We start from the raw sequence: 24915 nt of genomic DNA on the forward strand, positions 1-24915 counted from the left end.
GTCAAAGGGAGGGGAATCACGCCCCCTCCAGATCGCCCTCCGTCCGCAGGTACTCCGCCCGCAACGCGTCGATGGTCTCCGGCGCCGGCGCGGCCCACAGACCGCGTTCCGCCGCCTCCAGCAGCCGCTCGGTGATGCCGCGCAGCGCCCACGGGTTCGACTTGTCGAGGAACTCGCGCACCGACGGGTCCAGCACGTACGCGGCCGCCAGCTGCTCGTACATCCAGTCGTCGACCACGCCGGCCGTGGCGTCGTACCCGAAGAGGTAGTCGACCGTCGCGGCGAGCTCGAACGCGCCCTTGTAGCCGTGCCGGCGCATCGCCTCGATCCAGCGCGGGTTGACGACCCGTGCCCGGAACACCCGCTTCGTCTCCTCCGCGAGCGAGCGCGTGCGGACGTCGTCGGGACGGTGCGAGTCGCCGATGTACGCGGCCGGGTCGCTGCCGCGCAGGGAGCGCACCATGGCCACCATGCCGCCGTGGTACTGGAAGTAGTCGTCGGAGTCGGCGATGTCGTGCTCGCGGGTGTCGACGTTCTTGGCCGCCACGGCCATCCGCCGGTAGACCGTCTCCAGGTCGCCGCGCGCGGCCCGGCCGTCCAGCCCGCGACCGTAGGCGTAGCCTCCCCAGACCGCGTACACCTCGGCGAGGTCCCGGTCGTCGCGCCAGTTGCGGGCGTCGATCAACGGCAACAGGCCCGCGCCGTACGCCCCCGGCTTGGAACCGAAGATCCGGGTGGTGGCCCGCCGCCAGTCGCCGTGCGTGGCCTGGTCGGCCAGGGCGTGGGCGCGGACGAAGTTGTCGGGCTCGTCCAGCTCGGCCACGGCCGCGATCGCGTCGTCGAGCAGGGCGATCACGTGCGGGAACGCGTCGCGGAAGAAGCCGGAGATGCGCACGGTGACGTCGATGCGCGGCCGGCCCAGCTCGGCGCGCGGCACGATCTCGAAGCCGGTGACCCGGCGGGACGCGTCGTCCCAGACCGGGCGGGCCCCGATCAGCGCGAGCACCTCGGCGATGTCGTCGCCCTGGGTACGCATCGCGCTGGTGCCCCAGACGGTCAGCCCGACCAGCGGCGGCCAGTTGCCGGTGTCCTCCCGGTGGCGGGCGAGCAGCGAGTCGGCGAGGGCGCGGCCCACGTCCCAGGCGTTGCGGGAGGGGATCGCCTTGGGGTCGACGGAGTAGAAGTTGCGGCCGGTCGGCAGCACGTTGACCAGACCGCGGGTAGGTGAACCGGACGGGCCGGCGGGCACGTAGCCACCGTCGAGGGCGTGCGTGACGGCGGCGATCTCGTCGGTGGTGGCGGCGAGCCGGGGCACCACCTCGGTGGCGGCGAACCGCAGCACCTCGACGACCGCGTCGGGGGCGCGGCCCAGGGTCTCGGTCGTGGCGGCCGCCGCCTCGCCGGGCGCCCAGTCGCGCTGCTCCATGGCCACCACCAGCCGGCGGGCGACATCTTCCAGGGCGTCGCTCTCCAGCGCGGTGTCGTCGAGGCCGAGGTGCGCGGCGAGCGCCTCGCGCAGGCCGGGCAGCGCGCCGCGGCGGCCGCCCCAGACCTGCCGCGCCCGCAGGATGGCCAGCACCATGTTGGTCCGGGCCTCGCCCTGCGGCGGCGCGCCGAGGACGTGCAGGCCGTCGCGGATCAGCGAGTCCTTGATCTCGCACAGGTAGCCGTCGACGTGCAGCACGAAGTCGTCGAACTCGTCGTCGCCCGGCTGCTCGCTCGTGTGCAGGTCGTGGTGTAGCTCGGCGGCGCGGATCAGCGTCCAGATCTGGGCCCGCAGCGTGGGCACCTTGGCGGGGTCGAGCGCCGCCACGGTGGCGTACTCGTCGAGGAGCTGTTCGAGCTTCGCCATGTCGCCGTAGGTGTCGGCGCGGGCCATCGGCGGCACCAGGTGGTCGACGATCGTCGCGTGGCCGCGCCGCTTCGCCTGGGTGCCCTCGCCCGGGTCGTTGACCACGAACGGATAGACCAGCGGGAGGTCGCCGAGGACCGCGTCCGGGGCGCACTCCGCCGACAGGCCGAGCCCCTTGCCCGGCAGCCACTCCAGGGTGCCGTGCTTGCCGAGGTGCACGACGGCGTCCACGTTGGACGCGAGCCAGCGGTACGCGGCCAGGTAGTGGTGTGACGGCGGCAGGTCGGGATCGTGGTAGATGGCGATCGGGTTCTCGCCGAAGCCGCGCGGCGGCTGGATCATCAGCGTGACGTTGCCGTAGCGCAGGGCGGCCAGGACGATGTCGTCACCGTCGACGTAGAGCTCGCCGGGCGGCGGTCCCCAGTGCGCGGTCAGGGCGTCCCGCAGCGCCGGCGGCAGGTCGGCGAACCACTGCCGGTAGGTCGCCGCGGGCACGCGGACGGGCGCGGCGGCGAGCTGGTCCTCGGTGAGCCACTCGACGTCGTGGCCGCCGGCGGCGATCAGCGTGTGGATCAGGGTGTCGCCGTCGGTGGGCACGTCGCCCACGTCGTAACCCGCCGCGTCGAGCGCCGCGAGCAACGCGACGGCGGAGGCCGGCGTGTCGAGGCCGACGGCGTTGCCGACGCGGGAGTGCTTGGTCGGGTACGACGACAGCACGATCGCCAAACGCTTCTCGCTGTTGGGGATCTCCCGCAGGCGCGCGTGCCGGACGGCGATGCCGGCGACCCGGGCGGCGCGCTCGGGGTCGGCGCGGTAGACGGGGACGCCGTCGGGGCCGGGCTCCTTGAACGAGAACGGCACCGTGACGAGCCGGCCGTCGAACTCGGGGATGGCCACCTGCATGGCGGCGTCCATCGGGGTCAGGGCCGCGTCCGACCGCTGCCAGGTGTCGCGGGTGGTGGTGAGGCACAGGCCCTGCAGCACCGGGACGTCGAGGGCGGCCAGCGCATCGACCGACCAGGCCTCGTCGTCACCGCCCGCGCTCGCGTCGGCCGCGTTGGTGCCGCCGGCGGCCAGGACCGTGACGATGAGCGCGTCGCAGCCGTCCAGCAGCTCGTAAAGGCCGGTCTCGGCGGAGCGCAGGGACGAGGCGTACACCGGAAGTGGTGTGCCGCCCGCCTTCGCCACCTCCGCGGCCAGGGTGTCGACGAACTCCGTGTTGCCGGCCAGGGCGTGGGCGCGGTAGAAGACGATGCCGATCGTCGGGCCGGTCTTCGCGCGGGCCTCGCCGTGGCGTCCGTAGGCCGGGAACTCGACCGGGGGCGCGAAGCCCTCGCCGGCCATCAGCAGCGTGTCGGCCAGGAAGCGGCGCAGCTGGAGCAGGTTGGCCGGGCCGCCGGCGACGAGGTAGCGCTGCGCGTCGGCGACCACGCCGGCCGGCACGGTGGACAGGGCGGTGAGCTCGGCGTCCGGAACCGCCTCGCCGCCGGTCGCGACCACCGGGAGGCCGGCCGCGAGCACCGCGTCGACCCCCTCGGGCCAGGCCCGGCGGCCGCCGAGGAGCCGCAACACGACCCCGTCGGCGCCGTCGAGCAGGGCGGGCAGGTCCTCGGTGGTCAGGCGGGCCGGGTTCGCCACGCGCCAGCCCGCGCCGGCCGCGGTGGCGGCGAGCAGGTCGGTGTCGGCGGTCGAGAGGAGTACGAACGTCACGCGTCGGAGACTAGTTCGCGGACCCGTGCCGCGGCCGCCTCGGGTGTCTCGACAGTGGGCATCGCGACGGTCAGCGGGCGGTCGACCAGGACGACCGGGATGCCGCGCTCGCGGGCGGCGTCGAGCTTGGCGCGGGTGGCATCGCCACCGCTGTCCTTGGCGACGACGACGTCGATCGCATGCCTCCGCAACAGTTCACGTTCACCGTCGATGGTGTACGGGCCGCGGTCGAGGAGCACCTCGACGGTGTGCGGAAGGTCCTCCGTCGGTGGGTCCACGCACCGGACCAGCATCGGCATGCCGAGTGTGACGAACGCGGCGAGGTGCTGCCGGCCCGTGGTCACGAACGGGCGGGCGCCGTGCCGGGGCAGGACGGCGGCGGCGGTGTCGAGGTCGGGGACGCGGTGCCAGCGGTCGCCGGGCTGCTCGGTCCATCCTGGACGCAGGAGGCGCAGCTTCGGTGTGCCGTGCGCGGCGGCGGCGTGGGCGCTGACGGTGGTGGCGAACGGGTGGGTGGCGTCGACCAGGACGGCCGGTCGATGGGCGGCCAGCCACGCGCGGAGGCCCTCGGCGCCGCCGAAGCCGCCGATGCGGGTCCCGCCCGGCGGGGTGCGCGGTTCGCGCGTGCGGCCGGCCCAGGACGTGACGACGGTGAGGCGCTCGTCTCCGTGCAGGAGGGTGGCGAGCGCGCGGGCCTCGGTGGTGCCGCCCAGCACGAGGACCGTGGTGGTCATCCGCGGCGGCGGAGGAGGTAGGTGTCCATGATCCAGCCCTTGCGGGCGCGGGCCGCCGCGCGTACCTCGTCGATCTCGTCCCTGATCTCGCCCAGCTTGCCGGCGCGCAGGATCTCGTCGTCGGTGCCGACGTAGGCGCCCCAGTAGATGTCCACGTCGGGATCGACGGTCCGGTACGCGTTGCGGGCGTCGAGCATCACCACCACGTCGTCGACGCCGTCGGGCAGGCCGTGCTCGGCCAGCCGGCGGCCGGTGGTGATCTGGACGGCCCGGCCGACGCGGTTGAGGGTGATCCCGTGCCGGGCGGCCAGCGCGCTGACGCTGGAGATGCCGGGGATGACCCGACATGTGAAAGCGACGCCGTGGATCTCCTCGAGCGAGGCGATCGTGCTGTCGAAGAGCGCCGGGTCGCCCCAGACCAGGAAGCCGCCGGTCTGGTGCTCGGTGAGCTCGTCGCGGATCAGGTCGCGGAAGAGGGCGGCCCGCCGGCGGCGCCAGTCGTCGACCGCGCCCGGATACGCGCGCGCGGTGCGGTCGCGTTCCGGGTCGCCGACGGTGACGACGCGGGCGCGGGCCGCGTACTCCTGGAGCATGGTCCGGCGCAGGTCGGTCAGGTCGCGCTTCTCGTCGCCCTTGTCGACGAGGAAGGCGGCGTCGAGGCGGCCGAGCGCCTTGACCGCCTCGATGGTGAGCTGGTCAGGGTCGCCGGCCCCGATTCCGATGACGAGCACCTCGCGCATGGGGTCCAAGTGTGCTCCATCGATGGGTTTAGGCTCGCACGCGTGCCGCCGCCCCGCCCCACCGCCGCAGCCGCCGCTCCGGCGCTGGCCGCCGCCGCCGCGATCGGACCCTATTTCGCCTGGGAGGCGTGGTCGCCGGCGGCGTCCTGGCGGCCGTTCACCGACCTTTTGACGCCGTCGGTGGCGCGGGACCGGGTCGCGGTGGCACGGTCGACTTTGGTCGGTGCGTTCGGCCTGTCCTCGGACGACGTGCCGGCGCGGGTGGTGGCGTCGATCTACTTCATGGGCGTGGCGTCCCGGCTGCTGTCGCCGCCGTACGGGGCGGCGGTGGCGGGCGGCGCGCTGCCGCAGCCCAGCCGGGCCAACCTGTGGTGGCGGCCGGTCGCGGCGGGGCCCGTTCCGATCGCCTACGGGGCGGTGCCGGCTGTGTCCACCGCCGGCGCGGCGCCGGCGGAGATCGCGTCGATGCTGGTCACCGTTCCGCTGGCGGAGACGGTGACGCCGCTGCTCGAGCTCTTCCGGGCCGAGTTCCGGCTCTCGCCGAAGGTGCTGTGGGGCAACGTCGCGTCGGCGCTGGCCGGCGCGGCCGGCGTCCTCGCCGACACGATGCCGCGCCACGCGGCCCGGGCGGGCGCGGTGCTCGACCATGCGCTCGCGCTGCCGCCACTGGCCGGCTCCGGCACGGTCGTCCGCCCGGCGGCCGACCCGCGGCGCTTCCTGGTGCGCGCGAACTGCTGCCTCTACTACCGCATCCCGGGCGGTGGCACCTGCGCGGACTGCGTGCTCACCTCGGACGCGGACCGCCGCGAGCAGTGGGCCGCGCTACTGGGGTGAGCCCCCTCTTTTATTTCGAAAACCATCAATGTTGCCCGTGCCGGGGCAGACGTGGTGGAATGGCTCGCATCGCCGCAGCACGGGGGCAACCGTGCTGATCACGGCCAGTGCCGGGCCACCTCCACGACGACGGGCTTCGCGGTCCCGTCGGCCAACGCTTCACGATCGGCGACGAGGTGACCATGATTTCCAGACAGACATTCGCGGGGTGGCACCGCAACCGCTTCGTATGGGTGGCGGTCGTCCTGCTGGCGGTGTCGGCCGGCGCCGCCGTGCTGGCCAACACGTCCGAGGCGCAGCCGGCTGACCTGCGCGGGCAGATCCTGAGCCGGATGCGCACGACGCTCGAGCAGGCCGATCCGGGGCAGCACCACCACGCCGGGCACCCTGGCCAGTCGGCGGTGGCGGCGTCGGTGGTCTGCGGGGTGCACGTCTACGGCTACGAGCCGGCCTCGGTCACGGCGCTGGCGGACGTGCGTACCGTCTATGGCTTCCATCTCTGCGGTGTCGCCGAGGCCAAGCGTCCCTGGGACGTCGCGGTCAAGCTGGCCGGCCCCGTGATCATGGACATGGCCACCGAGCCGCCGGGCATCCAGGTCGTCGAGGCGACGGCCGAGGTGAAGTTCGTGGACCGGCTGCGGGAGATGTTCCCGCCCGCGTACGCGGACCTGGCGTCGAAGGAGGCGCTGGCCGAGTCGGAGATGGCCGACCTGCGCCGCCGGTACGACGCCGCGGCGGGACTTTGACCCGTTACCTTGCTATTTATCACCATCGATGCCATAGTCGATGGAAGCGCTCCCATTCCGACCGTTTCATCAGAACGGAGGATGAACAGTGCATCCACGTAGATCCCGCCCGGCCCTTCGGGCGCTCGTCCTGCTGACCGCCATCGTGGTCGGCATGTTGCCCTGGGCCGGCGCGGCCCAGGCCCACGGCACGATCATCAACCCGCAGAGTAGGGCCTACCAGTGCTGGAAGACCTGGGGCAGCCAGCACATGAACCCGGCCATGCAACAGCAGGACCCCATGTGTTGGGCGGCCTTCCAGGCCAACCCCGACACCATGTGGAACTGGATGAGCGCGTTGCGGGACGGCCTCGCCGGCCAGTTCCAGGCCCGCACCCCGGACGGGCAGCTGTGCAGCAACGCCCTGTCCCGGAACAACACGCTCAACCAGCCCGGCGCCTGGAAGCGGACCAATGTCGGGACCAACTTCACGGCCCAGTTGTACGACCAGGCCAGCCACGGCGCTGACTACTTCCGGGTCTACGTCACCAAGCCGGGGTTCAACCCGGCCACCCAGAGCGTCGGGTGGGGCAACCTCGACCTGGTGGCGACGACCGGTCGGTACGCGCCGGCACAGAACATCTCGTTCAACGTCTCGGTCTCCGGACGCTCCGGCCCGCACGTGCTCTTCGTGATCTGGAAGGCGTCGCACATGGACCAGACCTACATGTGGTGCAGCGACATCAACATCGCCTGACCAACGAACGCGGGAGCCGTGCCTGCACTCCGGCCCAGGGCAGCGCTGTCCTGGGCCGGAGGTTTGCCGCCGCTGCGCAGTGGTATCTCCAGCGTCGTGACGGCAACGGATGAGGAGCGGGACGTCGTCGACCTGCTCCGCGCGCAGCACGACGAGATCAGGGCGCTGTTCACGCTGGTGCGCTCGAGCACGGGTGACCGCAAGCGCGAGGCCTTCCAGGAGCTGGTGCGGCTGCTGGCGGTGCACGAGAGCGCCGAGGAGCAGGTCGTGCACCCGGCGGCCCGCGGCGACGGCGACGACGCGGTGGTCGACGCCCGGCTGCGCGAGGAGGCCGAGGCGAAGCAGGTGCTGGCGGACCTCTACGACCTGGGGGTCGAGCACCCGAAGTTCGACATCAGGTTCGCGGACTTCGAGGACGGTGTGCTGTCACACGCGCTCAACGAGGAGCGCGACGAGTTCCCGGCGCTGCGCCGCCGTCACTCTCCCGAGAAGCTGCGCCGGATGGCCGAGGCGGTGGAGGCCGCCGAGGCGATCGCGCCGACCCGGCCGCACCCGGCGGCGGGGGAGAACCCGGTGACGAACCTGCTGGCCGGCCCGCCGGTGGCGATTGTCGACAAAGCCCGGGACGCGGTACGCGACTGGCGACAGTCCCGGGACGCCTGACCATCTTCGGTCTCGTCACCCCTTGAGCGCGCCCGTGAGGCCGCCGACGATCCGGCGTTCGAAGAGGCTGAAGAAGACCAGGGCCGGGATCATCGACAGCGACGTGAAGGCCAGCACCTTCGCCGTGTCGACCGAGTACTGCGACGCGAACGCCTGCACCCCCAGCGGGAGCGTGAACGCCTCCTGGTCGTTCAGCAGGAACAGCGGCAACAGATAGCTGTTCCAGCTGCCGATGAACGCCAGGATCCCGGTCGTGATCAGGCCCGGCACGGACAGCGGCAGCGCCATCCGCCAGAAGAAGCCGAGCCGGCTGCACCGGTCGATGGCCGCCGCCTCCTCGATCTCCTTGGGGATCGCCTGCAGGAACGGCACGAGGATGATGACGGTCGTGGGCAGCCCGAAGGCGATCTGGGGGAGGATCACGCCGGGCAGCGTGTTCACCAGGCCCAGGTTCTTCACGAGGATGTAGAGCGGCGTGATCGCGACCGTGATGGGAAACATCAGCCCGGAGGCGAACAGCGCGTACATCGCGCCGCGGCCCCGGAACTTGTAGCGGGCCAGGACGTAGCTGGCCATCACGCCCAACGTGACGACGCCGACCGTCGTGGCGACGGCCGCGATCGTCGAGTTGGTGACCTGACGCCAGAACGTCTCGCCGCCCAGCACGTCTGTGTAGTTGCTGAACACCCACGGGCTCGGCAGGCCGGCCGGGTCGACGGTGATCTGCGAGTTGGTGCGGAAGCCGCCGAGGATGATGTAGATGACCGGCCCGAGCATGAGACCGATCAGCATCAGGGCGACGAGATAGACGATCGGGCTGCCCCAGCGGGTGTCCCGCCGCGGCCGGCGCCGGGCGGCACTGAGTGTGGCCATGTCCTACCGTCCTTCGGTGAGCGCGCCCTCGGTGTCCCGGCGCAGCACGAAGCGCTGGTACACGAGGGCGATGAGCAGAGAGATGAAGAACACCACGACCGCCACCGCGTTGCCGTAGCCGAAGTTGCCCGCGTTGCGGCCCTCGGTGACCATGTACGTCACCATCGTCGACGTGCCGGCCGTCGACGCGACGTACTGGCCCCAGATGATGTAGACGAGGTCGAACAGCTGCAGCGCGCCGATGATCGACAGGAAGGCCCAGATCCGGATCGTCGGTCCCAGCAACGGCAGGGTGATCCGCCGCTGGGTCTGCCAATATGACGCGCCGTCCACCGCGGCCGCCTCGGACAGCTCCTCCGGGATGTTCTGCATCCCGGCCAGGAACAGGATCACCGCGAAGCCGATGTACTTCCACGTCAGGATCGCCATCAGGGTCCAGATGGCGAGTTTGGGATTGGCCAGCCAGTCCTCGGCCAACCCGCCGAGACCGATCGACCGGAGCACGCCGTTGACCGCGCCGCTGGACTGGAGCAGCAGGCTCCAGGCGGTGCCGGCGATGACCTCGGCGATGACGTACGGGACAAAGATGAGCACCCGGATGACCGACTGGCCGCGTATGCGCTGGTTGAGCAGCAGGGCCAGGGCGATGGCGATCGGACCCTGGATGACCAGCGACAGCACGACGATCAGGCCGTTGTGCCACAGGGCCGACAGGAAGGCACTGTCCTGCAGGATGGTCCTGTAGTTGTCGAGGTTGACGAAGTTCGTCGGGACCCCGAAGCCCTTCCACCGGTAGAAGCCGTAGTACCCGGCCAGGACGACCGGGAAGATGACGAAGCTGAGGAACATCAGGATCGCCGGACCGGACAGCGCCGCGATCTCCAGACGTTGGGCCCAACCGATTCCACGCCGGCGGGGACGGGGCGGAGGTGGCGCCTGCACGCCACCTCCGCTCCGCACGCGACCGCCGGGCGCATCCTGTGTGACCGCTGCGCCGTCGCTCATCGTCGCGTTACCCCTCAGCCCTTCTTGGCTGCTTCGTTCACTGCCTTGATGATTCCGGCGACGTCACCCTTGCCGGCCAGCAGATCCACGACGCTGACATTGAGGGCGTTGCCCACGTTCTGGCCGTACACCGTGTCCAGCCACTGCGAGACGTACGGCGCCTTGTTGTAGGCGTCGAGAACCGCCTTGAGGTAGTCCTCGGTGACCGCGCCCTGCGCGTCCTTGTTGACCGGCAACGCGTTGAAGCCCTTGTAGTAGGCCTCCTGCAGGTCCTTGGTCAGCAGGAAGTTCAGGAAGTCGGCGCACTCCTTGGGCGCGCCCTCCGAGCACGAGTAGCCGTCGGCGCCGCCCATGATCGCGGCCGGGTCGCCCTGGCCACCGGGGACCGCCGGGAAGGGGAAGAAGCTCAGGTCGGGCAACGGCTTCTGGTCCTTCGTCAGCGAGGCGATCACGCCCGGGTCCCAGGCGCCCATGAGCTCCATGCTCGCCTTGTAGTTGGCGACCAGGCCGGCTGAGCTTCCCGCGCCCTGCTGGGCCGAGGTGGTCAGGAACCCGTCGTTGAACGGCTTGGTGTCGGCGAAGGCCTTCAGGTCCTCGCCGGCCTTCGTCCAGCAAGCGTCGTCGAAGGTCTTGCTCTTGGCCGTGGCCTCGAGCGTCGACTGGCTGCACGCGCGCAGCGCGAAGAAGTAGTACCAGTGCGCGGCCGGCCAGGCATCCTTGCCGCCGAGGGCGATCGGCGTGCCGTTGGCCTTGAGCTTGGTCACCGCGGCGTTGAGCTCGTCGATCGTCGTCGGGACCGCCGTGACGCCGGCCTTCTCGAAGATGTTCTTGCTGTACCAGAGACCACCGGGAAGGATCGAGATCGGGACGGCGTAGGACTTGCCGTCGACCTGACCCGTCTGCAGCGCCGCTTCGCCGACCGCCTGCCTGGTCGCGTCGGTGATGTCGGCACTGATGTCCTTGAGCTGGCCGGCCTCGACCATCGCGGCCATCTTGCCGCCGCCCCGCTGCAGGAAGATGTCCGGCGCGGAGCCTGAGTTCAGCGCGGTCTGTAGCTTGCCGTCGAGGTCTTCGTTCTGAATGGACTGAATCTTGATGGTGACGTTCGGGTTGGCCGCGTGGAAGTCGGCGGCCGCCTTGTCCCAGAACGCCTTGCCCGGGCCGGTCGTGGCATTCATCCACAGCTGCATCGTGACGTTGCCGCCGGAGCTGCCGCTGTCGTCGTCGCCGCTACCGCACGCGGCCAGGCTCGCGGCGGCCAACGCCACCACGGCGGCCATCGCGAAAGTCTTCTTAGGTGCCATGCAGTCACCCCTCGGAACCGAAAGTTTCGGAGTGTTTCCGGAATATGACGCTCAAGCTAGGAACAGATCCATGTGCATGTCAAGATGTACGCGTGGACGGAAACTGGCGGTACATGAGCCGAATCCGCACCGAAATTATCTGTGGAAGTTGCGGCGGCCGCCCGGTCCTGGTCGGAGGCCCGAGGTGACCGGGGACCACCTCGGTCATCGCCTCGGCGACGTCCTGGTCACCGTGCTCGACGTCGATGGACGGCCGGTGTGCGACGACGAGGTCGTCGTCGAGCAGCGCGCCCACGCGTTTGCCTTCGGCAACATCGGCTTCGACCTCGTCCCCCTGGCCAACGAGGAGGCGGGCGGCGGCCTGGCGGGGCTGGCCGACCTGTGGCTGGACGTCTTCAACACCGCGACGCTGCCGTTCTACTGGGGTCCGTTCGAACCGCGGCCCGGTCGGCCCGACACCGCGCGGCTACGCCGGGCCGCGACGTGGTTCGTCGACCGCGGCTGCCGGGTGAAGGGCCACCCGCTGGTGTGGCACACGCTGAGCCCGGAGTGGCTGCACGAGCTGACCACCGACCAGGTCGAGGCCGCGGTCCGGCAGCGCATCCGGCGCGAGGTGGCCGGCTTCGCCGACGTCGTGTGGGCCTGGGACGCCGTCAACGAAGCGGTGATCATGCCGGTGTTCCGCAACGAGCGGCGCCGCAACGCGATCACCCGGCTGGCGTGGGACCGGGGGCGGATCGCGACCGTCCGGCTCGCGTTCGCGGAGGCGCGGGCGGCCGATCCCGGGGCCACCCTGGTGATCAACGACTTCGACCTGACCACGGCGTACGAATGCCTGATCGAGGGTGTCCTCGAGGCGGGCGTCCGGATCGACGCGATCGGGCTGCAGAGTCACATGCACCAGGGCTACTGGGGTGAGGAGCGGACGCTGGCGATCCTGGATCGGTTCGCCCGGTTCGGGCTCCCGCTGCACCTGACCGAGACCACGCTGGTCTCCGGCCCGCTCATGCCACCGGAGATCGAGGATCTCAACGACTACCGTCCGGTGTCGTGGCCCTCGACGCCCGAGGGGGAGCGGCGACAGGCCGACGAGATCGTGCGGCACTACCGCACGCTGTTCGCGCACCCCGCGGTCGAGGCCGTCACCTACTGGGGGATCACGGACGACGGCGCGTGGCTCGGCGCGCCCTGCGGTCTCGTCCGGGCCGATGGCACGCCGAAGCCCGCGTACGACGCCTTGCGGGGACTGGTGAAGGGCGAGTGGTGGCTTTCGCCGACCGTGCGGCGGACGGACGGAGCCGGGCGCCTGGTGGTACGCGGCTACCACGGGGATTACGTTCTCCGGTGCGCCGGGCGCGCGGCGCCCTTCACCGTTGACGCGACGGCGACGCCGGTGACGCTCCGGCTCGCGGAGTAGGCGGCCCGCCCAGCAGTTGGTCGTCACTCACCGTTGTCGTTTTCTTCGGATCATGGCGTGCGATCGCCGCCGGCGCGCGTCCGTAGCACGGCAAAAGAAGGCGCCGCGCGGAGTCGGCAGATCCCCGCGCGGCGCTTTCTTTCGGTGTTCTATCGGCCGGCCAGCAGCCGGTTGACCGCCGCGTCGACGTCCAGGTGGTCGGTTTCGCGACCGCGCGGGACGACGACGTAGGTCCGTCGCAGGAACCGCACCAGCACGCTGCGTGGCACCTCGAACAAGGCGTTCCCGTCGGGTGACGAGAGGGCCAGTGCGACGAAGTCGCCCCGCGGCGTGGCCCACGGCCAGACCCGGACGTCGCCGATGCCGGCGGGCTCGTCGAGGCCCGTGACGAGCAGCTCACGGGCGAACGACCAACTCACCGCCTCGCCGCCGGCCGAATCCGCGTGGAACAGGACGTGGACCGCGTACGGGTCGGCTGGGTCGTAGCGCAGGCTGGCGCGCACCGGCAGAGCGGTGGCGTCTGGTGCGACGAGCCGCAGTGAGGTTTCGACCTCAACGGTCGTCGGTCGGATGACACTCATGTACGTTCTCCCCCCGGCACCGCTGCGGGACGCGCTTGCCCCGCGTTTCCCATACTCAGGTGATACTCCTACTTACGCTCCGTCAATCGCTGATCTCACCCAGTAGTGGGAAGACGGTGCGTTATTGCATTACAAGCCCGGCAAATTGCGTATAATGCCCGACTTGCTGTGGTACTGGGCACCGTCCGGCGTCGGGTAGCTCAGACGTCGACTCAGTTCGGTAACGTCGAGCGGTCCCGTTGAGTGACGGGCCGAAGCGGAGCCGGAGTGGATTGGGCGATGAAACCATCCTCAATGGAGCAAATGGGCAGCGGCCCGGAGCTGGCGGCGACCACCGGGGAGGAGCACGGGGTGACGCTCGATCGGGGTAGCCCGCCCGAGAATTCGGAATCCGGGGCGGTTACGGACCTTTCCAGCACATCCCGCCCCCATCGTGGTCGCGTCGGCGAGACTCTGGAGCTGATCCGGGCAAACCCGACCGGACGGATGATCCTCCGCATCTCGGTCGCGATTGCCGGCCTGGCGGTGGTCGCTCTGGGTATTCTGCTCATACCGCTACCCGGCCCGGGCTGGTTCATCGTGATCGGTGGCCTGGCCATTTGGGCGCTGGAGTTCACCTGGGCCAAAAAGCTCCTCACCTTCACCCGCCGCAACGTCCGCGCCTGGACCTCCTGGATCGGCCGCCAACCGTGGCCGTTACGGTCGGTAATCGGCGCGGTGGGGCTGGTCTTCGTGGCCTTCATCGTCTGGGCCTCGGTACGCGTCAGCTTCGACATCGACCTGATCACGGAGACACGGAACTACTTCGGTTGGTGAGGCCGGTGTGCACGGCAGTGTCGGGATCGGGTATTGTCGTGCGCGCTGAGGGCGATTAGCTCAGCGGGAGAGCGCTTCGTTCACACCGAAGAGGTCACTGGTTCGATCCCAGTATCGCCCACAAGCTTCAGGTGCCCCTTGTCCGCGGAGTGCGCGGACCTGGGGCGCTTGTCATGTCTGCCCCGGGGCCGAGCCCCGGGGGCCCCACGGTGGTGGTTGCTGCGTCGAGCCTCGGGTGCCCCACGGTGGTGGTGGTTGCTCTGCTGCCGGCTTGCTGCGGCGAGGGGTGGCCGCCAGCTGGGGGTCGGGCCGAGCCTGGGGTGAGGTTGGCACGCGTTTGCTTGCCTGCCGCGTGCGGTCACCGACCGGGCGGGACGTCGGCCTGTTCCTCCCACCCCGCAACGGCGTCTACCTGATCCGCAACACTCTCTAACTCCAACGGCAACTCGATCACGGTCCCGCGGTCGTGCGATCTCCTCGTTGACGACCGCCGCGTTCGCGGGCGTGAATGGCTCGTCCTCGCAGATCGCGTGAATCCGTCCACCCTTCCGGCCGGCTGTCGTGAGCTTGTGCCCGAGAGGCTGGTCGCGCCGCCGTCCACCATGGACTTCATTACGTGGAGGGCGTACATCCGGATCCGCCGAATCGACGTCGAGTCCAGGCCCAGCGCGGCAGCGTCGTCACCATCGCGGACCTGCAAGCAGCAGCCGTGGACGTCGGAGCCATCGAAGACGCTGAAGAACCGGCGGCGGGTTAGCACGGGCTTAACCCGGCTTTATCCCGCCGCGCGCGAGGCTGGGCCGTGCTCAGGCCGGGGAGGGACCGGGCCGGGTCTACGCGGAAGGATCACCTATGCGAATTCGATCGCTCGGAGTGCCGGCTCTGGCCGTCGCACTGCTGACGGCCGTCACACCGACCGCCGCCATGGCCGGGCCCGCTACCTTCGGCCCGCCGGTCGACGTCGCGGCGGGCGGTGTGCCGGGCGCCATGGCCACCGGGGACCTCGACGGCGACGGCCGGGCCGACCTGGCGGTCGCGCACCCGGACGCGGACCGGGTCTCGATCCTGCTCAGCCGCGGGGCGACCGGCTTCCGGAGCAGGACCGTGGTGGCCCTCGGCGGCGCGCCCCGCTCGGTCGCGCTCGCCGACGTTGACGGTGACGGCCGGCGGGACCTGGTCGCCACGGTCGTCGACATCGGGCTCGATCAGGTGGTGGTCGCCCGTGGTCGAGGCGACGGCCGATTTCGGGTGCCCCGGGTGATCGACCTGGCCCCCAACAGCTTCCCCCGGAACCTGGTGCCAGCCGACCTGGACGGTGACCGGGACGTCGACCTCGCGCTGACCCTCGCCGGGCGGGAACAGGTGCAGGTGCTGCGCAATGACGGACGGGGCCGGTTCACACCAGGGGTGACGCTGGCGGCCGAGCCGACCGCCAACGACGGGCTGGCCGGGACCGACCTCAACGGGGACGGCCACACCGATCTGGTCGCGACCGGCGGCGGCTACGGCCGGGTGGTGACCTGGTTGAACGCCGGCGACGGCACCTTCGCGCCCGGGGTGTGGCACGAACTGCCGACTCCGCGCAGCCCGGCCGTGCTCGCCGACTTCGACGCCGACGGTCGGGTCGACGCGGTCGTACCGGGGTCCGAGTGGAGCGACGCCCTCTACCTGGCGGGCAACGGCGACGGCACCTTCACCGAGGAGCGCACGCTCGCTTTTGGCCAAGGTGAGCGGACCGCCGCCGCCGGGGACTTCGATGGCGACGGTCGCGCGGATCTCGCGTTCGGCGGCGGCTACTACGGCGTGCTGGTGATGCTCGGCAACGATGACGGCACTTTCCAGACTCCGGCCACCTTGGCCACGCCCGGTACTCCCGGCCCGCCCGTGGTCGATGACTTCACCGGGGACGGGCGGGACGACATCGTCGTGCCGAACGCCAACGGCCTGAGCGACATCCTCTGGTACTTCCCGGCCGGCTGAACGCTGGCAAGCCCGCCGACCGACGAAGCGCCCGGGATCCGCCGGGCGCTTCGTGCGGGTCACGCCGCCTCGCGGTCGTGGCGGACCTCCAGACCCAGCCAGGTGGCCAAGCCCGCGATCTCCTCGTCGACCGCCGCAGCAGTGGCGCCGTCGAACGGTTCGTCCTCGTGGATCGCGGCGACGCGCAGGACGCCGGCCTTGCGGTCGGCCGTGGCATCGAGCTTTCCGATCAGGCGGTCGCCGTGCAGGATCGGGAGGGCGTAATAGCCCCAGCGGCGTTTCGCGGCCGGCTTGTACATCTCCAGGCCGTAGTCGAAGCCGAACAGCTCCAGCAACCGCCGGCGGTCGTGGACCAGGCGGTCGAAGGGCGACAACAGCGCCGTACGCCCGGCGAAGTGTCCATCGAGGTAGACCGGATCCACCCGCCACGTACCCTTGACGCCCTCGACGACCGCGGGTTCGCCGGCCGCACCCACGTCGTACGGCTCGATCGGGACCTTCGTGGTCTTCGCGCGGGCGATGCCTAGCGCCGTCAAGCGGCGGGCGTCGCGGCGGCGCAGGGCCTCCTCCAGCGGGACCGGCGGGTCGTCGGGATAGACCCGCTCCGCCAGGTCCCACAGCCGCTCGCGGCCCAGGCGGCCGGCCACCGCTACCTCGCCGAGGACCGACATGATGTCCAGGAGGCGGATCACGTTCTGGTCGTTGGTCCAGCCCGTCGACCGCCACGGTACGGCGCAGGTGTCCGGCAACAGCCGCGACGGCAGTGGGCCCTCCGCCCCCAACCGGGCCAGGATGTCGCGCCGGCAGGCGTCGTTGGCGGTCAGCCACTCACGGCGGCGTTGCTGCCACGCAGCCGCGGCGTCTCCCCGTGCGGCCGTCATCTCCGCCCGATACAACGTGACGTCCTCCGCCGGCCGGATCGTCGCCCACAGCTCGACCAGCGACCGTTTCGCCAGCGCCGACACCAGGTCCGCCTGCGAATGGGTCGCGCCGAGGCGGCTCCAGGCGACCAGGTCGGCCGTCGGAGCCACGGCCGCCGTCGGGTCGATCTGGAGCAAGGTGAGATGTCGCACCAGGTCCAGAAGGGACGTCGGCCGGGTCGCGTCGAGGAGCTGAGCCCGGACGGCGATCCGACGAGCGTCCTCAATGGATAGCTTGTGGACGGTCATCACCGGCCCGCGAGGAACTCCAGCGTCCGCCGCACGACGAGCGCGGTGGCGTCGGCGTCATAGGCCGCCAGGCTCGAATCCGTGAACAGGTGCTGGTCGCCGGGGTAAAGGTAGAGCTCGCCGTCGTCGGCGGCCGCGACGATCGCCCGGGCCGCGTCGATGTCGCCGCCCTCCTCCGCGAAATAGGGGTCGTTCTCCATCGCGTGGATCCGGACCGGCACCGCGGCCGGCCACTCGCCGCCGAACTCGGCCGGCGGAACGCTGGTGTGGTAGAGCAGCGCGCCCCGGGCGCCCGGGCGGGTCTGCGCGAGCAGCTGTGCCGGCATGCCGCCCAGCGAGAAGCCGCCGTAGACGACCGCCTCGGGCAACGCCGATGCCGCCGCCGCACCCGCCGAGAGCAGGGCGTCGAAGCCGACCTTCCGGGCGTACGCCATGCCGTCGTCGATGGTGTCGAAGGTGTTGCCCTCGTAGAGGTCGGGCGTGTGCACGGTGTGTCCGGCGGCGCGGAGCTCGGCGGCGAACGCGAGCACGCCCGGCGTCAGTCCCTGCGAGTGGTGGTAGAGCACAACCTCAGCCATGCTGCCTCACTCTAGGTGGCCGGCGCGCCCCGCGCTGACCAGCCGCTCGCCCAGCGCCGTGACCGCCGCCCGCAACTCGGGCCCGCCGACGACCGTGAAGGGCATCGGCATGGCGGCGAGCTGCCGCGCGTACCACTGTGGGTTGCTGGTCGTCGCCCGCAGGCGGGTGCGCGTCTCCGTGTCGGGCTCGAGCCGGCCGAGGCTGCGCGGCGTCCAGCGGCGGACCTCGGCGACGGGCGCGTCGATCAGCACCTCGACCCGATGATCCCAGTCGCGGGCCAAATGATCTTCAAGGGTACGCAACGCGTCGAGCTCGGCCGGCGGCTCGAACGTCTCGGCGGTCCGTGTGACCGTGGTGATCCGGTCGACGCGCAGTGCCCGGACGGCCTCGCGCGCCGGCGACCAGCAGAGCAGGTACCAGCGGCTGTGCCGGAGCACGACGGCCCACGGGTCGACGGTCATGGCACCTTGCACCCGGGCGTATCCCAGGCTCAGTCGGCGGCCCGCCGCGCAGGCCTCGATCAGCTCGGCGACGGTCTCGTGCCGCACCGGGTCGGTGCCGGCCGGCCGCTGCCGCAGCGGGCGGATCGGCTCGACCACCTGGCGCGGTAGCACCCGGAGGATCTTGGCCAGCCCGCCGCCGACGAGATCGGTGGCGTCCGCCGCGCCGGGGTGGCCCTCCCGCACCGCCATCACGAGCCCCATCGCCTCGGCCGCGGTGAGCATCAGCGGCGGCAGGCGCAGGCCGCGACCGACCTGATAGCCGCCGTACGGGCCGGTGGTCGACTCGATCGGCATGCCGGCCTCGCGCAGGATCGCGACGTAGCGGCGGGCGGCCCGCTCCGTCACGCCGAGTCGCTGCCCGAGCCGCTCGGCCGTGATCCCTGGCGAGTTCTGGATGGCCTCGAGCGCGTTGAGCGCCCGCGCGGTCGGACTGAGGTCTCGCATCCCGGAAGTATTACGTCCGGGATCCGCTCTAGCCTCCTGCCCATGACGCCTCTCCAGGAACCACCTGCCGCCGGCAACGAACTCGACACCCTGCTCGGCGCGCTCGAACGGCAGCGCCGCTACATCGCCTGGAAGTGCGGGGGCCTCGACGCCGCCGGCCTGCGTACCACCCTCGGCCCGTCGACGATCACCCTCGGTGGCCTGCTCAAACACCTGGCCGTGGTCGAGGAGCACACGTTCGCGGTGAAGCTGTTCGGCCGTCCGATGAACCCGCCCTTCGCCGATGTCGACTGGGACGCGGACCCGGACTGGGAGTGGCACTCGGCCGCCTCGGACCCGCCGGAGTCGCTGATGGCCAGGTGGGAGGCGTCGGTAGCGCGGGCGCGGGAACTGGTGGCCGCGGCGCTGGCCGAGGGCGGCCTCGACCTCCTGGGCGTGGCCGCGTGGCCCGACGGCCGCCGGGCGAGCCTGCGGCGCCACCTCATCGACATGATCGAGGAGTACGCGCGCCATGTCGGCCACGCCGACCTCATCCGCGAGTCGATCGACGGGGTGGTCGGCGAGGATCCGCTTGACGACCAAGCTCGGTAAGTCGTAGCTTACCGTTCATGGCCACTTACCAAGCCTGGGAAGCCTTGGGAGACCCGCGCCGCCTCGCGATCGTCACGGCCCTGGCCGAGCGACCGCAGGCCGTCGGCGAGCTTGCCGACACGTTGCCGATCAGCCGGCCCGCCGTGTCCCAGCATCTGAAGGTGCTCAAGGACGCGGGCCTGGTCACCGACCGCGCGGTCGGCACGCGCCGGGTCTACCGCCTCAACCCGGCGGGCGTGGCCGCGCTGCGCGACCAGCTCGACACGTTCTGGGCCCGTGCGCTGGAGGGCTACCAGGAGGTCGTCGACGAGAATGAGGAGACGTCATGACACAGGCAGCGGACGTGGTGGTCCGCCGGCAGCTCGTCGTGGAGGCGCCGATCGAACGCGCGTTCGCGGTCTTCACGGAGCGGTTCGGCGACTTCAAGCCGCGCGAGCACAATCTGATGCAGGCCCCGATCGTGGAAACGGTCTTCGAGCCGCGCGTCGGAGGCAACATCTACGACCGCGCGGAGGACGGCACCGAGTGCCGATGGGCACGAATCCTGGCGTACGAGCCGCCGAACCGGGTGGTCTTCAGCTGGGACATCAATCCGCGCTGGCAGGTGGAGACGGATCCGTCGGCGACGAGTGAGGTCGAGGTCCGTTTCGTGTCCGAGTCGCCCGGTCGGACGCGGGTGGAGCTGGAGCACCGCAACCTCGACCGGCACGGCTCGGGCTGGGAATCGGTCCGCGACGGCGTCGCGCACGACGAAGGTTGGCCGCTCTACCTGAAGCGGTACGCGGCGCTGCTCGACTAGCCGCTACGTTGTGCGGGCGAGGCGGGGCGCCGCCTCGTCCGCACGTTCGGACGGGGGCGCGTTCGTTTCGACGGCTGGCTGCAGTAGTTTGTCGTACCCCTCTCCTAACCTCCTGAGCATGGAGACGCCGGTGCGACGGGTCGAGCGGGCCGACACGCCAGTCATGTTCATCGCGGCCCGGGACGAGTCCGACGAGATCGGTCCGGCCTGGGATCGCCTTGAGTCCATTGTGGGATCGCTACGCGGTCGCCGTTTCTTCGGCGTTTTCGACGATTCCGGCGTCTACCGCTGCTGTGTGCAGGTCCGCGACGGTGACGACGCTTCGGCGCTGGGCCTGGAGTCGGCGGTGATCCCCGGCGGTTCATATCTGTGCGCGACGCTACGCGGACCGCAACCCGAGGCATACAGCCTCCTAACGCCGACGCACGACGAGCTACGGCGCCGCGGCGAGCGCGACGCCACTCGACCCAGCATCGAAAGCTACCGCCGCCACGACCGGATCGACGTCCTCATGCCGGTGCTGTCCGGGCCGTGACGCGCGGCTGGTTCGATCGGGGATCCGCGAGGGCCAGGACTTGGTGCTGGGTTCCGGCAGAATGCGTGCGTGCGAGTCCATCCTGAGGTCGAAGATCTGTACCCGGAGGTGGCGGCCGCAGGCAGCCTTGCCGCCGCCCTCGACGCCGGGGCGGTTCGCCATGGTCTGTCACTCGGCTTCGTTCGATCGCCGGACACACTCGCGCTGCTGACCTCGGCAATCGTCCCGAGTGGAGTTGCGGTTCGCAACGATCTTGCGGTGAGCGGACGCAGGGATCAACGCCGTTTTGACGTCCAAGGATGGGGGGAGGGCATCTGGTTGATCGCCGGTGGCACCGGAGATCTGGTCGACGTCGTTCGAGCCGCGCACAGTTGGCGAGCCGGCGTGCCGCTGCACGACATCAGAAGCGCGGTGCCATTCGTGGAGCTGACTCGTCGAGCCGAGGTGGTCGAGCAAGGCCCGGCCAGCGTGGTGGAGGCTGAATGGCAATGGCTTCTGCGAAGCACTGACGAGACGGGTTCGCCGAACCAGCGAGCGCTGATCCAGGCGGCCTACCACGACCCGAGACTACGGCGCCTGTATCCGTACACCAGCAACTCCGTCTTGAACTTCTCCACTACCACGGGATATCCGTTCTCGCCCAGCCCGGTCAACCTCAGCGCGCATGGTGCGCGCTCGACCTTCCGGGTTGGGCGACATGTCGAAATCCTCGGAGAGACCGCCACTGCCGCGGAGGCCGTGGCGCTGGCCGTTGCTCACATCCCGGCAGACCTCGGCCCGGCCGTCGCTGGAAAATACGAGGCCTGACCGCCGAAACGGCAGGCGTTCACCGGTCCGTCACTGGAGGTATCGGGACGGTGACGTTCGTTGATACCTTGAAAGGATGCGGTCGCGGCGCGGAACCGACCCTGCCCCACAGGAACAGGACGTTCAGGCGTATCGCGGGGCCGTCAAGGATCTCCAGCGGTCCTCATACCGCAACCTGCGCTACGCCATCGCGAACGTGTGCGTCTTCTTCGGCTTCGCCGCGGCACTCAGCTCCACAACCGACGACGGACAAGCCGTCCCAATGATCGTGACGATCGTCGGCGGGCTCGTGGCGGCGTCGACCTACTTCATCAAGAGCTGGGCACTCGTGGTGTTCGCCGCCGTCGTTACCGCGTGTGGAGTGACGCTGATGGCGATCGCATCATGATCTAGCGCGCCCCGGCATGCCCCGGCCGTGACCAGCCGCGAGACCGGCGTTCGCGTAGCCTCGGGCGGTGGTTATAGAGATCGTTCTCGAAACGCATGCTCTGACCGAGGACAACGAGCGCGGTGTCGCGACCGGATGGTTGCCCGGGCGGCTCTCCGCCCAGGGACGCGAAGATGCGGCGGCGATGGGGCGGCGGCGCCAGAATGACGGGATCGGTGCCGTGTTCTCTTCCGATGTGCGGCGGTCGGTCGAGACCGCGGAGATCGCGTTCGGGGGCAGCGGCATTCCGATCTTCTACGACTGGCGGCTGCGGGAGTGTGACTTCGGTGAGCTCAACGGGTCCCCGGGCGACCGGCTGAAGGCCGGTCGAGCCCAGCACATCGACCGGCCCTATCCCGGTGGCGAGAGCCACCGGCAGGCACTGCGAAGGGTGGCCGGCATGCTCGCTGATCTGCCGTCGCGGTGGGACGGTCGGCGCGTCATGTTGATCGGTCACCTGGCGACCTATCGGGCCCTGGAACACGTCGTCAACGGCGTCCCGGTCGAGGACGCCGTCAACGCCGACTTCACCTGGCAGCCCGGAGGCTGGGAATACCGCCTGGAGACAGCAGCCTAGGGTTCCGTGCCGGCCACGCGGACGCCGTCCACATAGACCGTGATCCGGATGTTGGTGTCGTAGCCCGGGGCGTTCGGGCGGTAGCTGTGGTCGTCGGCCTCGGCGAACCGCGACCAGTCCGACTTGGCCAGCCGAAGCTGGATCTGGCCCGTCGAGGCGTTCGCCGCCAGTGTGCCCGCGGTGAAGCCCACCTCCAGATAGGCGTCCGCCCCCGGCCGGGCCGTCGCCAGCGGGACCACCCGCCGGGTCACCGAGCCGCAGCCGACCGCGGCCCAGTCACACCACGCGTTGACCGTTGGCGCCCCACCGTCCCTCGTGAACCAGTAGCGCGCCGTGACCCGGTTCAGCGACACCGGTGTCGACCCCGCGTTGTCCAGCGCCAACCCCGGCTTGATCTGGTTGTCCGACGGCGACCAGTCCAGGTTGAGGTAACGCGCCGCCAACGGGGCGGCGCCAGGGCGCGGCGCGGTCACCACCGTCAACCCGGGGGAGGGCGGCGACTGGTTGCCCGCCGCATCACGTGCACGCACTGTGAAGCGGTACTCCGACGCCGGCTGCAACCCCGTCACGGTGACCGACGCGCCGGAAGACGTCGCCGCGCGGTAGATGTAGTCGGTGTGCTGCGCCCACACCTCGTAACCGGTAACACCGGTGTCGTCGGTCGACGCCGGCCACGACAGCGTCACCGAGTCCGGGGAGACGGCCGACGCGACCGGAGTGCCCGGTGCCGTCGGCGCGGTCGTGTCCGCCGCCGGCCGGTCCAGCACGAACAGCGTGATGCTGTCCGCGGGAAACGTCGCCGAGAAGGACGAGCCCGCCACCGGCTGGTCGGCGGCCCGGACGATCGCCGCGGGGTTGTCCGCGCCGTAGCGGTAGACCCGGGCGGTCCCGGACGAACGCCCGACCAGCGAGACCGGCGCCGTCTGCTCAGCCCCGCTCTTGTTCACCACCAGCACCGTCAGCGCACCGTCAGACGACCGCTCGGCCCCGTACACGGACAGCACCGACTGGTCCGCGCTCGACGCCCGCACCCCGACATCGCCGAACCGACCGCCGGTGCCGTCATAGTTGCGGTACATCCGGAACGCGTACGCCCCCGGGTCGGACGACGCCGGCGGCGCCCACAACGTCGCCAGGTCCAGCCGCTCCCGACCGAAGATGCCGAGGATGTCCGCCTGCGCCAGCGCACCGTTCACATGGTCGAGCGCGCCCCAGTTGTATTCGGTCACCGCCGTCTTCGTACCCGGATACTGCGCCGCCACCAGCTCCCGCATCCGCGGCACCAACCGTACCGGCGTGTTGATCCAGCTCTCGTCCACATAGGTCGGATCCCACAGGGCGCGCGTCGACCGCAAGCGCAACGCATTGGTCGCCGGATCGGTTCCGTTGCCGAACGCCACCCCACTCGCCTGCGGATAGAAGTGCATGTCGAAGTAGTCCAGCACCCGCTGGCCGTGCGCCTCCTCATAGGCCCGCATCTGCTGCAGGTACCACGTCGCGAAGGGCAACCCGCCGCGCGCCGACTGGTCCGGCGGCGAGGCCCAGCAGCCGGTGCGGCCACACGTCTCCTGGTCGAGGCCCGAATAGTCCCAGCTCGTCCAGCCCCACCCGACAGGACCCAACGTGGCCGCGGACGGGTCGGCCGCCTTCACCGCCGCCCCGATCTCGTAGGCCCGGTCCCGCAACTCCACCGAGCTCGCCCCGACCGGATGCACGTCGCGATGCGTGCTGTGCCAGATGTCCGGCTCGTTGTCGAGGTTGTAGAACGCCACCCCGCCATCGGCGGCCGTGCCGTACTTCGACGTCAGATGCCCGATCCAGTCCCGCACATAGGCCGCACCCACCGGCGCGCTCGTGTCCCGCGGATCGTTGCCGGTGACGAAAGTGCCGTCCGGCCGCACACCGTTGCCGCAGTCGGGCCGCCACTCGTCCGTCCGTTGCTGCGGACCATATTTCGCCACCGAGAAGCCGCACGAACCGTCACGCGCCTTGGGCGCCCACCCGATCAGCGGCACGGTAAGGATCGTGTCGGCGCCGGTCGAACGATCCTGCTCCACGAACCTGTCGGTCGACGACCCGTCCGGCAGGTCGCCCGGAGCGGCGTTCTCCTCCGCGATGTTCTCGAAGAACCAGTCGCTGGCCCGGTTCGTGGTGTCGTACCGATAGTCGTACCGCGTCGTGGCGTTGCCGCCCCACCGCCGCACCGGCAGGTCGAGCTCGGCGGCCAGCGCGGCGTCCGCGAAGTTCATGCCATAGACGTACGGGCTGATCGCGTGCCGGTCGGCGGTGACGTCGACCGTCAGCGCGGGACCGGCGGCGGCGGCAACCGCGACGGTGGGGGAGGCGGCCAGCAGGACCGCGGCGAGCAACGGGCGCATAGGGAGTCCAAGGCGGTCAAGGCCCGCGAACGGGCGGCAGAGGATGAGGTCCCAGCCCGGACCGCTGCAGACTAACTGACCGACGTCGATTCCCGCTACCTCGGACGAGGCGCAT

Annotated in this window: 25 protein-coding genes and 1 tRNA gene; 15 read left to right on the forward strand and 11 right to left on the reverse strand. The window is 70.6% G+C overall.

Translation table 11 applies throughout. From position 1 onward, the window contains the following. Positions 1–16 precede the first annotated feature (16 nt). From cobN to cobF, 3 genes are read right to left on the reverse strand one after another with little or no spacing between them, the layout of a single operon-like run. The gene (cobN, locus tag O7635_RS19545; RefSeq protein WP_278081884.1) at positions 17–3562 is read right to left on the reverse strand and encodes a cobaltochelatase subunit CobN; all 3546 of its coding nucleotides are present in this window, start codon (positions 3560–3562) and stop codon (positions 17–19) included. After that, positions 3559–4296 (reverse strand): cobalt-precorrin-6A reductase, encoded by a 738-nt coding sequence (locus O7635_RS19550; RefSeq protein WP_278081885.1) that lies wholly within the window; start codon positions 4294–4296, stop codon positions 3559–3561. Before O7635_RS19550 ends, cobN begins: the two co-directional genes overlap by 4 nt. Then, the gene (gene cobF, locus O7635_RS19555) at positions 4293–5036 is read right to left on the reverse strand and encodes a precorrin-6A synthase (deacetylating) (protein WP_278081886.1); all 744 of its coding nucleotides are present in this window, start codon (positions 5034–5036) and stop codon (positions 4293–4295) included. Before cobF ends, O7635_RS19550 begins: the two co-directional genes overlap by 4 nt. Positions 5037–5078: 42 nt before the next feature. Here cobF and O7635_RS19560 point away from each other — a divergent pair, with 42 nt between their 5' ends. From O7635_RS19560 to O7635_RS19575, 4 genes are all read left to right on the forward strand, one after another. Next, complete coding sequence (locus tag O7635_RS19560) at positions 5079–5870, forward strand: (2Fe-2S)-binding protein (protein WP_278081887.1); 792 nt, start codon at positions 5079–5081, stop codon at positions 5868–5870. Positions 5871–6052: 182 nt separating this feature from the next. Beyond that, positions 6053–6616, forward strand: a complete 564-nt coding sequence (locus O7635_RS19565; RefSeq protein ID WP_278081888.1) for a hypothetical protein — start codon at positions 6053–6055, stop codon at positions 6614–6616. Positions 6617–6704: 88 nt separating this feature from the next. Next, positions 6705–7352, forward strand: a complete 648-nt coding sequence (locus O7635_RS19570; RefSeq protein ID WP_278081889.1) for a lytic polysaccharide monooxygenase — start codon at positions 6705–6707, stop codon at positions 7350–7352. A gap of 96 nt (positions 7353–7448) precedes the next feature. Further along, complete coding sequence (locus O7635_RS19575; RefSeq protein ID WP_278081890.1) at positions 7449–8015, forward strand: hemerythrin domain-containing protein; 567 nt, start codon at positions 7449–7451, stop codon at positions 8013–8015. 15 nt (positions 8016–8030) lie between these two features. On the opposite strand, the gene O7635_RS19580 is transcribed toward O7635_RS19575, so the two are convergent. The 3 genes from O7635_RS19580 to O7635_RS19590 form a co-directional block, all read right to left on the reverse strand. Continuing rightward, the gene (locus tag O7635_RS19580; RefSeq protein ID WP_278081891.1) at positions 8031–8888 is read right to left on the reverse strand and encodes a carbohydrate ABC transporter permease; all 858 of its coding nucleotides are present in this window, start codon (positions 8886–8888) and stop codon (positions 8031–8033) included. A 3-nt stretch (positions 8889–8891) separates the two neighbouring features. Continuing rightward, entirely contained in the window at positions 8892–9830 is a 939-nt protein-coding gene (locus O7635_RS19585; protein WP_278081892.1) for a sugar ABC transporter permease, read from the reverse strand. Positions 9831–9907: 77 nt separating this feature from the next. Beyond that, the gene (locus tag O7635_RS19590) at positions 9908–11197 is read right to left on the reverse strand and encodes an extracellular solute-binding protein (protein ID WP_278081893.1); all 1290 of its coding nucleotides are present in this window, start codon (positions 11195–11197) and stop codon (positions 9908–9910) included. A gap of 184 nt (positions 11198–11381) precedes the next feature. On the opposite strand from O7635_RS19590, the gene O7635_RS19595 reads away from it, so the two are divergent. Beyond that, positions 11382–12614 carry an endo-1,4-beta-xylanase gene (locus O7635_RS19595; protein WP_278081894.1) on the forward strand — a complete coding sequence of 411 codons (1233 nt, stop codon included), beginning with the start codon at positions 11382–11384 and terminating at the stop codon, positions 12612–12614. Positions 12615–12763: 149 nt separating this feature from the next. Here the strand turns inward: O7635_RS19595 and O7635_RS19600 are convergent, their stop codons facing one another. Beyond that, positions 12764–13195: an SsgA family sporulation/cell division regulator gene (locus O7635_RS19600; RefSeq protein WP_089247988.1), complete on the reverse strand. Its 432-nt coding sequence runs from the start codon at positions 13193–13195 to the stop codon at positions 12764–12766. 294 nt (positions 13196–13489) lie between these two features. Here O7635_RS19600 and O7635_RS19605 point away from each other — a divergent pair, with 294 nt between their 5' ends. From O7635_RS19605 to O7635_RS19615, 3 genes are all read left to right on the forward strand, one after another. Further along, on the forward strand, positions 13490–14011 hold the full coding sequence (locus tag O7635_RS19605; protein ID WP_278085530.1) for a TIGR02611 family protein: 522 nt from the start codon (positions 13490–13492) through the stop codon (positions 14009–14011). 49 nt (positions 14012–14060) lie between these two features. Further along, positions 14061–14132 (forward strand) — tRNA-Val (locus tag O7635_RS19610). Between the two features lie 731 nt (positions 14133–14863). Beyond that, the gene (locus O7635_RS19615; RefSeq protein ID WP_278081895.1) at positions 14864–15991 is read left to right on the forward strand and encodes a VCBS repeat-containing protein; all 1128 of its coding nucleotides are present in this window, start codon (positions 14864–14866) and stop codon (positions 15989–15991) included. 59 nt (positions 15992–16050) lie between these two features. On the opposite strand, the gene O7635_RS19620 is transcribed toward O7635_RS19615, so the two are convergent. From O7635_RS19620 to O7635_RS19630, 3 genes are all read right to left on the reverse strand, one after another. Beyond that, the gene (locus tag O7635_RS19620) at positions 16051–17064 is read right to left on the reverse strand and encodes a crosslink repair DNA glycosylase YcaQ family protein (protein ID WP_278081896.1); all 1014 of its coding nucleotides are present in this window, start codon (positions 17062–17064) and stop codon (positions 16051–16053) included. 95 nt (positions 17065–17159) lie between these two features. After that, positions 17160–17738, reverse strand: coding sequence for a dienelactone hydrolase family protein (locus O7635_RS19625; RefSeq protein WP_278081897.1), 579 nt, complete (start codon positions 17736–17738; stop codon positions 17160–17162). A 6-nt stretch (positions 17739–17744) separates the two neighbouring features. Further along, a complete protein-coding gene (locus O7635_RS19630; RefSeq protein WP_278081898.1) occupies positions 17745–18686 on the reverse strand; it encodes a WYL domain-containing protein in 942 nt (313 codons plus the stop codon). Between the two features lie 42 nt (positions 18687–18728). On the opposite strand from O7635_RS19630, the gene O7635_RS19635 reads away from it, so the two are divergent. From O7635_RS19635 to O7635_RS19665, 7 genes are all read left to right on the forward strand, one after another. Beyond that, positions 18729–19277, forward strand: a complete 549-nt coding sequence (locus tag O7635_RS19635; RefSeq protein WP_278081899.1) for a DinB family protein — start codon at positions 18729–18731, stop codon at positions 19275–19277. 17 nt (positions 19278–19294) lie between these two features. Further along, a complete protein-coding gene (locus O7635_RS19640; RefSeq protein WP_278081900.1) occupies positions 19295–19606 on the forward strand; it encodes a metalloregulator ArsR/SmtB family transcription factor in 312 nt (103 codons plus the stop codon). After that, positions 19603–20076 carry an SRPBCC family protein gene (locus O7635_RS19645; protein WP_278081901.1) on the forward strand — a complete coding sequence of 158 codons (474 nt, stop codon included), beginning with the start codon at positions 19603–19605 and terminating at the stop codon, positions 20074–20076. Before O7635_RS19640 ends, O7635_RS19645 begins: the two co-directional genes overlap by 4 nt. Positions 20077–20194: 118 nt before the next feature. Next, the gene (locus O7635_RS19650; RefSeq protein WP_278081902.1) at positions 20195–20611 is read left to right on the forward strand and encodes a GyrI-like domain-containing protein; all 417 of its coding nucleotides are present in this window, start codon (positions 20195–20197) and stop codon (positions 20609–20611) included. A 69-nt stretch (positions 20612–20680) separates the two neighbouring features. After that, the gene (locus O7635_RS19655; protein WP_278081903.1) at positions 20681–21418 is read left to right on the forward strand and encodes a DUF6193 family natural product biosynthesis protein; all 738 of its coding nucleotides are present in this window, start codon (positions 20681–20683) and stop codon (positions 21416–21418) included. Between the two features lie 76 nt (positions 21419–21494). Next, entirely contained in the window at positions 21495–21806 is a 312-nt protein-coding gene (locus O7635_RS19660) for a hypothetical protein (protein ID WP_278081904.1), read from the forward strand. A 67-nt stretch (positions 21807–21873) separates the two neighbouring features. Further along, positions 21874–22422, forward strand: a complete 549-nt coding sequence (locus O7635_RS19665; protein ID WP_278081906.1) for a histidine phosphatase family protein — start codon at positions 21874–21876, stop codon at positions 22420–22422. Here O7635_RS19665 and O7635_RS19670 read toward each other — a convergent pair. Further along, positions 22419–24800 (reverse strand): glycoside hydrolase family 44 protein, encoded by a 2382-nt coding sequence (locus O7635_RS19670; protein ID WP_278081907.1) that lies wholly within the window; start codon positions 24798–24800, stop codon positions 22419–22421. The two genes, O7635_RS19665 and O7635_RS19670, sit on opposite strands and share 4 nt — an antisense overlap. Positions 24801–24915: the final 115 nt, after the last annotated feature.

Origin of the sequence: Asanoa sp. WMMD1127, from assembly GCF_029626225.1 — a bacterium.
Classification (GTDB): domain Bacteria; phylum Actinomycetota; class Actinomycetes; order Mycobacteriales; family Micromonosporaceae; genus Asanoa.

Excerpts from the sequence above, each read along its gene's own strand:
- O7635_RS19550 (WP_278081885.1), bottom strand. The coding sequence starts at position 4,296 with ATGACCACCACGGTCCTCGTGCTGGGCGGCACCACCGAGGCCCGCGCG.
- cobF (WP_278081886.1), bottom strand. The coding sequence starts at position 5,036 with ATGCGCGAGGTGCTCGTCATCGGAATCGGGGCCGGCGACCCTGACCAG.
- O7635_RS19565 (WP_278081888.1), top strand. The coding sequence starts at position 6,053 with ATGATTTCCAGACAGACATTCGCGGGGTGGCACCGCAACCGCTTCGTA.
- O7635_RS19580 (WP_278081891.1), bottom strand. The coding sequence starts at position 8,888 with ATGGCCACACTCAGTGCCGCCCGGCGCCGGCCGCGGCGGGACACCCGC.
- O7635_RS19590 (WP_278081893.1), bottom strand. The coding sequence starts at position 11,197 with ATGGCACCTAAGAAGACTTTCGCGATGGCCGCCGTGGTGGCGTTGGCC.
- O7635_RS19600 (WP_089247988.1), bottom strand. The coding sequence starts at position 13,195 with ATGAGTGTCATCCGACCGACGACCGTTGAGGTCGAAACCTCACTGCGG.
- O7635_RS19605 (WP_278085530.1), top strand. The coding sequence starts at position 13,490 with ATGGAGCAAATGGGCAGCGGCCCGGAGCTGGCGGCGACCACCGGGGAG.
- O7635_RS19615 (WP_278081895.1), top strand. The coding sequence starts at position 14,864 with ATGCGAATTCGATCGCTCGGAGTGCCGGCTCTGGCCGTCGCACTGCTG.
- O7635_RS19625 (WP_278081897.1), bottom strand. The coding sequence starts at position 17,738 with ATGGCTGAGGTTGTGCTCTACCACCACTCGCAGGGACTGACGCCGGGC.
- O7635_RS19630 (WP_278081898.1), bottom strand. The coding sequence starts at position 18,686 with ATGCGAGACCTCAGTCCGACCGCGCGGGCGCTCAACGCGCTCGAGGCC.
- O7635_RS19635 (WP_278081899.1), top strand. The coding sequence starts at position 18,729 with ATGACGCCTCTCCAGGAACCACCTGCCGCCGGCAACGAACTCGACACC.
- O7635_RS19640 (WP_278081900.1), top strand. The coding sequence starts at position 19,295 with ATGGCCACTTACCAAGCCTGGGAAGCCTTGGGAGACCCGCGCCGCCTC.
- O7635_RS19645 (WP_278081901.1), top strand. The coding sequence starts at position 19,603 with ATGACACAGGCAGCGGACGTGGTGGTCCGCCGGCAGCTCGTCGTGGAG.
- O7635_RS19650 (WP_278081902.1), top strand. The coding sequence starts at position 20,195 with ATGGAGACGCCGGTGCGACGGGTCGAGCGGGCCGACACGCCAGTCATG.
- O7635_RS19660 (WP_278081904.1), top strand. The coding sequence starts at position 21,495 with ATGCGGTCGCGGCGCGGAACCGACCCTGCCCCACAGGAACAGGACGTT.
- O7635_RS19670 (WP_278081907.1), bottom strand. The coding sequence starts at position 24,800 with ATGCGCCCGTTGCTCGCCGCGGTCCTGCTGGCCGCCTCCCCCACCGTC.